General features: G+C 37.0%; 8 protein-coding genes, 2 rRNA genes and 1 pseudogene. All 11 read left to right on the forward strand.

Annotation, left to right across the window (positions count from 1 at the left end; translation table 11 throughout):
- The first annotated feature begins 423 nt into the window (after positions 1-423).
- The gene (locus tag COX95_01395; protein ID PIZ86411.1) at positions 424-813 is read left to right on the forward strand and encodes a YggT family protein; all 390 of its coding nucleotides are present in this window, start codon (positions 424-426) and stop codon (positions 811-813) included.
- Between the two features lie 171 nt (positions 814-984).
- Positions 985-1359, forward strand: a complete 375-nt coding sequence (locus tag COX95_01400) for a hypothetical protein (GenBank protein PIZ86412.1) — start codon at positions 985-987, stop codon at positions 1357-1359.
- Positions 1360-1558: 199 nt separating this feature from the next.
- A complete protein-coding gene (locus tag COX95_01405; protein PIZ86413.1) occupies positions 1559-1798 on the forward strand; it encodes a hypothetical protein in 240 nt (79 codons plus the stop codon).
- Positions 1799-1879: 81 nt separating this feature from the next.
- Positions 1880-2476, forward strand: a complete 597-nt coding sequence (locus tag COX95_01410; protein PIZ86414.1) for a hypothetical protein — start codon at positions 1880-1882, stop codon at positions 2474-2476.
- 76 nt (positions 2477-2552) lie between these two features.
- Positions 2553-3014 carry a diadenosine tetraphosphate hydrolase gene (locus COX95_01415; GenBank protein PIZ86415.1) on the forward strand — a complete coding sequence of 154 codons (462 nt, stop codon included), beginning with the start codon at positions 2553-2555 and terminating at the stop codon, positions 3012-3014.
- A gap of 305 nt (positions 3015-3319) precedes the next feature.
- The gene (locus tag COX95_01420; GenBank protein ID PIZ86418.1) at positions 3320-4486 is read left to right on the forward strand and encodes an iron transporter; all 1167 of its coding nucleotides are present in this window, start codon (positions 3320-3322) and stop codon (positions 4484-4486) included.
- A gap of 38 nt (positions 4487-4524) precedes the next feature.
- A pseudogene (locus COX95_01425) lies at positions 4525-5199 on the forward strand (TIGR00266 family protein).
- A 310-nt stretch (positions 5200-5509) separates the two neighbouring features.
- A complete protein-coding gene (locus tag COX95_01430; protein PIZ86416.1) occupies positions 5510-6199 on the forward strand; it encodes a hypothetical protein in 690 nt (229 codons plus the stop codon).
- A 376-nt stretch (positions 6200-6575) separates the two neighbouring features.
- Positions 6576-10316, forward strand: a 23S ribosomal RNA gene (locus COX95_01435).
- A 73-nt stretch (positions 10317-10389) separates the two neighbouring features.
- Positions 10390-10506, forward strand: a 5S ribosomal RNA gene (rrf, locus tag COX95_01440).
- A gap of 127 nt (positions 10507-10633) precedes the next feature.
- Positions 10634-11185 (forward strand): hypothetical protein, encoded by a 552-nt coding sequence (locus tag COX95_01445; GenBank protein PIZ86417.1) that lies wholly within the window; start codon positions 10634-10636, stop codon positions 11183-11185.
- Positions 11186-11256 lie beyond the last annotated feature (71 nt).

Consider the following 11256-nt stretch of genomic DNA (forward strand, 5'->3'; position numbering starts at 1 on the left):
CTTCCCCCCAACCCCCTTCCTTTTTGCCCGCCCGAGCGTTCAGTTTCGGTTCTGCCGCCCGCAGGGCGGCAATCAGTCGGGATTTTGTTCAAAATGGGTTCTGACTTTTTCCAACAAACACCACTACTTCATTTTGTTTTGTGTAAATTAATTTTACAGCCATTTTGGCTGTTTTGTGGTTCTTGACATTGACAAGAATTTTAGGTGTAGTATAATTAATTTATATACATAGTATAAAAAAATAAATATAGGATTGCCCTTAACTTAAGCTAAGTAATTATTGGGCACTCTCGAGGCTTAAGAACTCATATAGAGAATGAGGAGCAAAATAGTGAAACCGTCCTAGTTGGTCGGTTTTTTTATAAGCGTTGATAAAATAAAGAGATTAAAGGGATAACTATAAAAAGTAAAAAAGGAGGAAAAATGGCAGAATTTAATAAAGAAACAGTGACAACCAGGGAAAATAACAATCCAACTGAGAGTGCTTCATCAAAAAGGGAGGCAACAGGGTCTCAGACAGTAGGTTATGTAGTTTATTTTTTGCTAGGAGCGCTAGAAATACTTTTAGCCTTCCGTTTTGTTCTTAAGCTATTAGGAGCAAGTCATTCAAGTGGTTTTGTAGATTTCATTTATAACCTAAGCGGTATTTTCGTCTTTCCTTTTGAGCAGATATTTCGTTCAGGGGTTGGGGAAGGTGTTGAAACAGCTGCAGTTCTTGAACCTTCAACTATTATTGCCATGATTGTATATGCAGTTGTAGCTTGGAGTGTAGTTAAGTTAATAAAAATAATGTCTGGGGAGAAACAAGAATAGACATATATTTTTAGCTATACAATCTTATAATATATAAGAGTTTAATAATTTTAATTATTTTTCTAGAATTTTTATTATCAATTCTTATATTTTAGTATCTGGTTCCTGCGCTTCTTAGTCCACCAAAGTTTATTTACAGCCATTTTGGCTGTTTTTTTATATAATGACTTTATGAAAAGCAAATTATTAACAAAATCATCATTATTTATTGTCATTATAACTATAATTATTTTTGGCATCGTTGTTTATATAGGCTTATATAATTCTCCAAACTTAGATCCACCAAATACGCAAACTCTTAGCCAAGGGACTCAAATGCGTTTTGAGGATTTATCTATTGGTCTCATCAATATAAATGATAATTCTGCCTGGTTAAGTATTAATAAAAATAGCACAGGAGAATCTACAAAAAAATTGGTTCATAAGGGTGATAAAGTTGATGTTTATGGTTATATAATAGAGATTAACTCAGTTCATAAATCCGGCAATTTATCATCTTCGCCAGGTTCCAGCCAGGGTTATATCAAATTTGTTATTAACAAATAATAGCATGGATGCAAAAGAGGCAAATGAGATTGTAGAAGTTTATAAGGCGTGTATTGCCAAGGGGACAGAAGGAGAGGCCATCCTTAGGAGGACTTCTTGGCTACCATACTGCACCGAAAATTAAATGCGCATACTTTATTTTGCTAGAAGATATCATTAATAAAGAGAGCTGTATCGCCGTGACTTAAGAGATAATTTAGTGACGTCATACTCATTACTAAACAGTTTTGTAGATGATGAACAGGCTCAAAAATATGCAGAAATTTATCAGGAATGGCAGTCTAAAAAGTTGAGCCCTAATAAAAATAAGAAAGATGATAGATTAATCAAACAATATCTTTATTATACTTCTACCTTGAAGGGTGATGATCTTTATGATGAAATTAATGAATATATTGAAGAACTTTTAGAAAAATTAAAGAAACCAGAAATCGAATAGTGCTTGATATCAGTTCTATTATAGAATAAATGGTCAAGATACTATCTATTTTACTATTCTGTAAATTGTTATAATACTTTTATGACAAAATATATTCTAAATTCAGGCGGTTTAAAGAATAACCCTGCAAAAGCGGTCAAATTTTATAATGAAGTAATCAAAGGATTAGGTAATAAGCCTTGTATTCTATATTGCTTCTTTGCCGAGAAGAGAGAAAATTGGGAGGAGAAGTACAAAAAATATACCGAAGGTCTTCTTGAACTAATAGACAAAGACATAAAACCTATTTTTGAATTAGCTTTTCCTGATAAATTTGTAGAACAAGTAGAAAGATGCGATGTGATCAATATTCACGGAGGAGATGATTACTTAGTGCAATATTGGCTCAAAAAATTTGATTTACAAGAAATCTTTAGAGATAAAGTTGTAGCGACAAATTCTGCAAGTTCGAATGCTTTATCAAAATATTTTTGGACTTGTGATTGGCGTCAATGCATGGATGGTCTTGGAATATTACCTATCAAATTTATCCCGCATTATAAATCGGATTGGGGTAAAGATGATCCGCGTGGTTCTATTGATTGGGAGAAAGCATATCAAGAGCTTTCTGAATATGGAGAGAAGGATTTACCTGTTTATGCTCTTGAAGAAGGTAATTACATTATTTTTGAAATATAAAAAGACATCTCATATTAGCTATCACTTAGAATAATTTTTATTGGAAACATTAAGTATAAATTGTATAATTTTATCAATGACAACTAATTGCATTTTTTGCAAAATAATAAACAATGAAATTCCCTCTGTAAAGATTTGGGAAGATGATCGATATATTGCAATTCTTGATATTAATCCTAATACAGAAGGAGTTACATTGGTGTTATCGAAACGACACGAAGATTCTTATTTATTTGATTTAGATGATGATATTGTTAAAGATATTATGATTGCTTCAAAAAAAGTGGCTAAAATATTGGAAAAAGGTTTAGGTGTGCACAGGGTTGCAATGGTTATGGAGGGTATGGGTATTAATCATCTTCATATAAAACTCTATCCTTTGCATGGAATTGACGATAAGTTTGTTGAAATGTGGGCAGGCGAGCGAAAGTATTTTGATAAATATGAAGGTTATTTATCAACCCAGCTTGGTCCGGAAAAAAGTTTAGATGATTTAAAAAAAGTTTTATCTAAGATTAACAAAAATATTAATAAATAGTTAATATGAGGTCTATCATTCTCAGTAAGGCTCAATTAAAAAAGAAAGATAATTTTACCTTAAAAGAAGCTCAGAAACTTTTTGGTATCTCTATACGAAAATTATCCTTTTTGATTAGAAAAGATATTATTTTTCCCATAGTTGATAATGGATTAATCTTAATCCCTCGTGAGGAGATAGAAAAATATCTAAACTTACCAAAGAAGACCAGGTCTAAGCATCATGCTTCTTATTTAAAAACATTAGGTCCCGGTTTAATCACCGGCGCTTCGGATGATGATCCATCGGGTATAGGCACTTATTCAATGGTCGGATCTACTTATGGTTTAGGTTTAAATTGGTTAGCCTTGTATCTATTGCCAATGATGACCGCTATTCAGGAAACGGTGGCGAGAATTGGCATTGTTACAGGTAAAGGATTGGCCGGCGCTATCAGTAAATATTTCGGAAAAAAAATAATTTATCCGCTTGTGATATTACTTGTTATCGCAAATACAGTGAATATAGGTGCTGATATTGGCGCTATGGTTGCTTCATTTCAGCTGATAGTCCCGATAAATTTTTATATAGGAGCATGTATACTAACATTTGCTATAATTTTTTTAGAAGTATCACTGCCATATCATAAATATGCAAAGGTATTAAAATGGCTTACATTATCATTATTTGCATACATCATTACCGGTATTATAATTCAGCCGGATTGGCTAGAGGTTGTTAAAAGTATAGCAATTCCTAAAATAAGTTTTGATTCCGCTTTTATAGCTGCTATGGTGGCGGTTATGGGTACTACTATCACTCCGTATTTATTTTTTTGGCAGGCATCAGAAGAGATTGAAGAAGAACGAGATAAGGGTATATTATCTGATCACAGGGCAATTGCTACAAGGCACGAAATAAAAGAAATGAGGAAAGATACTTATATAGGTATGGCATTGGCTAATATTGTGTTTCTTTTTGTCGTAATAACTACTGCCTTTGTTTTATATAAAAACGGGATTACAAATATTAATTCTGCAGAAGATGCAGCTATGGCTTTGCGTCCTTTAGCTGGTAATTTTGCTTCTTTGCTTTTCACAGTTGGTATTTTTGGTGTCGGTTTGCTTGCCGTACCTGTTTTAGCTGGTTCTTCAGCATATGCGGTTTCTGAGGTACTTAAGTGGCACGAAGGTTTGAATAAAAAATTTAAGCAAGCCAGAGGATTTTACGGTATTATTATTGTTTCTATGGTTGTTGGTTTAGGATTGAATTTTTTACATATTAATCCGATTAAGGCTTTATATTACGCGGCTATATTAAACGGTATTGTAGCACCTATTTTGATGTTTTTTATATTTAAAATCGGACGGGACAAGAAAATTATGGGTGAATTTACAAATCCGCACTGGGTTAATGTTTGGGGATGGATTGTTACTATTTTAATGGGAGTTAGCGCAATTGCTTTATTAATTTTTCTTTTGCTGGGTTTATAAATAAGTAGTTATTATTAAAAAATAATTTAAGGAGAAATATGGATTACAAAATCACCGGCGAAGATATGCCAGTTTTGCAAATCGAACTTAAGCAGGGGGAATCTATTTATAGTGAAAGCGGAGGAATGTCTTGGATGTCTCCTAATATTCAAATGCAGACCAATGCTTTAGGTTTGGGAAAGGCTGTATCAAGATTATTAGTTGGAGAATCATTATTTGTTAACCGTTTTAGCTCAGCCTCGGGTACTGGTTTAATTTCTTTCAGTTCTTGTTCACCTGGAAAAATCTTGCCTATGTAACTAGCGGAAGGTCAATCAGTTATATGTCAAAAGAGTTCTTTTCTTTGTGCGCAAGAATCTGTAGAAATGAAAATACATTTTAGAATGAAGCTTGGCCGAGGTATTTTTGGAGGAGAGGGTTTTATTATGCAAGAGCTGAAAGGTCCAGGCTTAGTTTTTATAGAAATAGACGGAGAAACAGTAGAATATAATCTAGCTGATAATCAAGAACTAAAAGTTGATAATGGATATATAGCTTATTTTGAGCCAACCATGACTTACGATGTTCAAATGATAAAAGGCATAAAAAACATGGTTTTTGGAGGAGAAGGTTTATTTATGGCTACAATCAAAGGTCCAGGGAAGGTTGTACTTCAAACAATGCCATTGGCCAAACTAGCTCAAAGAATCAGTAGATATGTAGCCAGAGGTTAAAAATGATTTTATTTATTTTTTTGATCCTAACAATTCTATTAATTCTATTAGGTGTTGTTGTTGCTTTTGCTTTTAATGATAAGGCAGGTACTGGCGAATTGAATGAAAAAGATTCTGCAAACTACTCTCTGGAAAATATTGAAACAAAAAATAAAAATAAATAATTATTATGCCCCATTAGTTTTTGAAGTTTGCTTAGCAACCGTTGTTACATTTCACATATTCAAAACTATTTAAATAACTATAATTTGACTTTAAGGTATAATAATAGTTAAAATTTAGTTAATAAATAAATTAAAAGGAGGTATTTATGTCCCAAGGCGTTGTGCAAGATTGGGGAACCGCCGTGACGGACTCTCTACAGAGAGTGGTGGGGACAATACTTGGATTTTTGCCGAATCTTATCGGTGCTTTTGTAATTATTGTCGTTGGAATAATCTTCGGTGTTATCGCGGGTAAAATTATTGAAAGAGTTTCTCAGCTTCTTCATCTGGATTCTTTGTTTGAAAGATTTGGAATAAAAAGATCTTTTGAAAAAGTTGGTATTAGGCTTAGTATCGCTAAAATACTAGGATGGCTAACCAAATGGTTTGTTTATATTATAGCCTTTCTAGCAGCTGCCAATGCTCTTCAGCTAGAAGCCCTAAGCGCGTTTATCAACAGTTTATTACTTTACATTCCGAATGTAATGGTTGCCGTATTAATATTGGTTGTGGGTGTACTTTTGGCTTATTTCTTAGCTGAAATTGTTCTTGGAGCCGCTGAAGGTGCTAAATTTAAAGCCGCTCATTTTTTAGCCGCTGTTGCGCGTTACTCAATTGTAATTTTCAGCATTTTAGCTGCTTTAGTGCAATTGGGTATTGCTACTGCGCTTATTCAAACTTTATTTACTGCGGTAGTTGGGGCAATAGCTATTGCTGTAGGTATATCGTTTGGGCTTGGAGGACAGGGATTGGCCAGAGATATTCTAGATAAACTGCGGAGAGAAATAGAAGGTTAAATTTTACTGAAATTTCTTAAAAAATACCCGCAATTTTTATCGAATTCGCGGGTATTTTTATATATAAACATATCAATCTACGGTAAAGCAAAAATACCAACAATTTTAGGTGTTGACAATATATCCTCCTTGTTTTAAACTTAAATGTATTACGGATGAGACAAATTTATATGAGAAAAAACCACATTTTAGGATTTAAAGACATCGGGAATTAATACTTCCATAGTTTAATTTTTACCGCTGTCTTACGGCGGTTTTTTTGTTTTAAATCTCATCAAGAACCTTAAAAATAGAATATAGAATCAATGCAAAAAAAGTAGGTTAATAAAAAACAATTTCTTGATCACAATTTATACATTTTGTGGTTATAGGGTTACTAATTATAAGGTATATGATGGATGCCTTGACAAAAGGAGCCGAAGAAGGACGTAGCTGGCTGCGATAAGCCTCGGAGAGCTGTTAAGCAAGCTTTGACCCGGGGATTTCCGAATGGGGCAACCTATCTCGATAAACTCGAGATGTCCGTTATTTTAACGGATGGGCACCTGGGGAACTGAAACATCTAAGTACCCAGAGGAAGATAAATCAACCGAGATTCCCTTAGTAGCGGCGAGCGAACGGGGAAAAGACCGTACTTATCTTTTCGAATATAAGTATGGCAGAGTCTAAACCAAATATTTTCCAGTTTTATAACTGGTTTTATGTGAGTAATAAATGTAGGTGTTGTAAGGTAGTTGTTTAGTTTAGTCAGAAATCTTCAGTTTCAGATTTATTCCGACCTGAAGATTTTTGTCTAGCTAATTTTAATCACAGTTTATGAATAAGGTAAAAAACCAAAAAGTTAAGAGAAGATCCCTGGAAAGGGCCACCATAGAGGGTGACAGTCCTGTACATTAAAATTTTTTGGCCTTATACAACTATTCTTAAGTACCATGGGACACGAGAAATCCTGTGGGAATCCGGGTAGACCACTATCCAAGACTAAATACTCCTTTTGATCGATAGCGAACTAGTACCGTGAGGGAAAGGTTAAAAGAACCCCGGTGAGGGGAGTGAAATAGAACCTGAAATCATATACTTACAAAGAGTCAGAGCCCGATTTATCGGGTGATGGCGTGCTTTTTGTAGAACGAGCCAACGAGTTAGTGAAGTATAGCAAGGCTAAGTCGAATGACGGAGCCGTAGTGAAAGCGAGGATTAATAGTCCGAAATTAGTTATACTTCCTAGACCCGAAACCAGGTGATCTATCCATGGTCAGGATGAAGCTACTGTAAAAGGTAGTGGAGGTCCGAACACACCGGAGCTGCAACACCGGGTGATGAGCTGTGGATAGGGGCGAAAAACCAATCGAACCTGGAGATAGCTGGTTCTCCTCGAAATAGCTTTAGGGCTAGCGTTGTACAATAGCAGATAGGGGTAGAGCACTGAATGGGACCGGGGCTTCACGGCTACCGTTTCTAAACAAACTCCGAATACTATCTGTTTTACTACAGCAGTCAGACTGTGGGGGATAAGCCTCATAGTCAAAAGGGAAACAGCCCTGATCATCATCTAAGGTCCCTAAATCTACGCTAAGTGGAAAAGGATGTGAGATTACATAGACAACCAGGAGGTTGGCTTAGAAGCAGCCATTCCTTTAAAGAGTGCGTAACAGCTCACTGGGTTACGTGATCTTGCGCCGAAAATTTAACGGGGCTAAGTGTAGTACCGAAGATATGGGATTCATCATTTTTTGATGGATCGGTAGAGGAGCGTTCCTATTTGGATGAAGCTCAACTGTAAGGTTGGGTGGACGAGTAGGAAGTGAGAATGTTGGCATTAGTAGCGTATATGCAGGTGAGATACCTGCACACCGTAAGTCTAAGGTTTCCCTTCCAATGCTAATCAGGGAGGGGTTAGTCGGTCCTAAGTTCATCCCGAAAGGGTTAGAGCGATGGTCAAACGGTTCATATTCCGTTACTTCTATAGATGTTCCTAATCAAGACGCTTAACAAAAGAGCGGGCATTTTTATGGCTATAAGTGTCTAATCACCCGAAGGGTGAGAATGAAAGTCCTTTATTGGGCAATTCGCTTGAAGGTTGAGCCTAGAAAATTGATTAATTAAAGTCTATAGAAACCGTACCGTAAACCGACACTGGTAGACGAGGCGAGTAGCCTCAGGTGTTCGAGAAAACCCTCGTTAAGGAACTCGGCAAAACAGCGGCCGTAACTTCGGGATAAGGCCTGCCTTGCGCAAGCGAGGCCGCAGCGAAAGATTCCAGGCGACTGTTTACCAAAAACACAGGTCTCTGCTAACTCCTAAAGAGGAAGTATAGGGACTGATGCCTGCCCAGTGCTGGAAGGTTACACTGATCCGTGCAAGCGGAGATGTTAAGCCCCAGTGAACGGCGGCGGTAACTATAACCGTCCTAAGGTAGCGAAATTCCTTGTCTGGTAAGTTCAGACCCGCACGAATGGCTTAACGGTCTGGAAACTGTCTCAACGAGGGGCTCGGTGAAATTGCAATACCGGTAAAGATGCCGGTTACCTACGACAAGACGGAAAGACCCCGTGAAGCTTTACTATAACTTAGTATTGGGTCAGGACTTAATTTGTGTAGCATAGGTGGGAGACTTTGAAACTTCGGCGTCAGCCGGAGTGGAGTCATTAGTGAAATACCACCCTTATTAAGTTTTGATTCTAACCACTCAAAGAGTGGAACAGTGCTTGGTGGGTAGTTTAACTGGGGCGGTTGCCTCCTAAAGAGTAACGGAGGCGTTCAAAGGTTCCCTTGGTCCCAATGGAAACGGGACTGAAAGTGTAAAGGCATAAGGGAGCTTGACTGTGAGACCTACAAGTCGAGCAGGTGCGAAAGCAGGACTTAGTGATCCGGTGCACTTCGTGTGGAAGATGCATCGCTCAACGGATAAAAGCTACTCCGGGGATAACAGGCTTATAGTGCCCAAGAGTTCACATCGACGGCACTGTTTGGCACCTCGATGTCGGCTCGTCGCATCCTGGGGCGGAAGTACGTCCCAAGGGTTTGGCTGTTCGCCAATTAAAGCGGTACGCGAGCTGGGTTCAGAACGTCGTGAGACAGTTCGGTCCCTATCTGTCGTAGGCGCATTGAAGTTTGAGAGGAGTTCCACCTAGTAAGAAATTGCTACTTTACGGAGAGATCCGTAATGACAATTCGGCTAATAACGGTGAAACCTTCATAAATATATCTGGCAACGGAGAAATAACTGGTTTCGGTCAACCGGTTATGATATACTTACTTGATGACCAGATAATTTTTAAGGCAATACCGTGGGAAGTCTTCTTAAAACACAAATAGCATATATTGCAGGTTTTTTAGATGGTGATGGAAGTTTGATGCTCCAGATTAAAAAACGAAGCGACAATGGTCGTTCAAGGTTTATGGCAACAATCTGTTTCTATCAGGATTCCCGTCACGATAAGCCATTAATTTGGATAAGAGATGCTTTTAGTATCGGATACATATCCAAGAGGAATGATGGCATTACAGAACTTCGGATAAACGGATATAAGCAAGTAGAAAAAATTATAAAATTATTTATACCCTTTATCCAATTTAAGAAAGTTCAGGCAGAAGTACTTTTTAAAAGTGTTATTCTGCTTCAAAAGAAAAACTTCACTAAAGAAGATTTTCTAAAACTTGTAGATAATATGCTGGTAATTCAAAATGAAAATTACGGAACAAGAAAAAAGAAAACTAAAGAAGAATTGCTGAAAGTTTTAAGAATGACCCCGTAACGACTTGCTCCAATTGGAGCGGACTTATATAAACTGGAAAGCTTTAAAAAGCAGGTTTATATGGGTAATATGCCGACCCCTAATCCCGATTTTATCGGGAAAGGGTGAAGATATAGTCTATGCTCCTAGAAATAGGGGAGGAACATGACGAGAGGACCGGTGGGAACGAACCTCTGGTGTACCAGTTGTCCTGCCAAGGGCATCGCTGGGTAGCTATGTTCGGACGGGATAAGCACTGAAAGCATATAAGTGCGAAGCCTCCCTCAAGATTAGACTTCTAAGATCGGTTGAAGACTACAACCTTGATAGGCTCTAGGTGTAAGCATGGTAACATGTTCAGCCGAGGAGTACTAATGATCATTGTGACCCTGTAACCACAAAGTGTGTAAACTTTAATAATTTACTTATTTGCATTATTTTAAGTACAGAATTTCCGGTGCTTTAAGCGATGGGGAAACACCCGACCCCATACCGAACTCGGAAGTTAAGCCCATTAGAGCCGATGGTACTTGGATCGGAAGGTCCTGGGAGAGTAGGCCAGTGCCGGGAATTCTGTACTTAAAAGTCAGAATCGAAAAAACCGCGAAGACGCGGTTTTTTTATTGGATTGACATTGTTTCTGTTATTAGGCTATACTATCTTAATTCGCTTTTTTGACATAAGGAGTTGAGTTTTAATGGAAGAGAGATCTGTTGTAAGGTTCGGTTTGAAAGGACAAGTTAAGCCTATTACAAAAGATAATAATCAGGAATACAGCGAATATGCGGAACTATCTGTATTTGGGACTAATGGTTTGTCTCAATTTAGGCTTGATTATAATAAAAACACAGGTAAATGTAGCCTTGGAACAAGTACATATATAAGAGATTGCCCAATAGGTCCTGACGAAAATTTTGATACCATAGATGAACTCGTTGAAAGCATCATGCTTGAAATATATCTTTTAGAGAAAGTAATCGATTTCATGGAATTTCATGAAAAAATCGATACCGAAGATAATGACAGGTGCTTTGAGGTACATCTTGATAAAGAATATTTAGGAGACGTTAAGAACGGAATTGCTATAAATGAATGTTGGGAGTATAGATCCGTTGCTGGTTCATTAAAAGACTTATGGCATGTTGAATATTGTAATAGAGATCATGCTGCACTTGCATTATTGCTTGCTTCATATCCTGTGAAGAAGCTAGTAGAGAAATATAATTATTCAAACCAAGTAGTTTGTTAATAATAATTATTTATCCTGAGCTTGTTTTACAAAATTGGAATCGAGGTGATAAATCATGAAGTTGGTAACAA

It is taken from the genome of bacterium CG_4_10_14_0_2_um_filter_33_32 (genome assembly GCA_002792735.1).
Taxonomy (GTDB): Bacteria; Patescibacteriota; CPR2_A; order CG2-30-33-46; family CG2-30-33-46; genus CG2-30-33-46.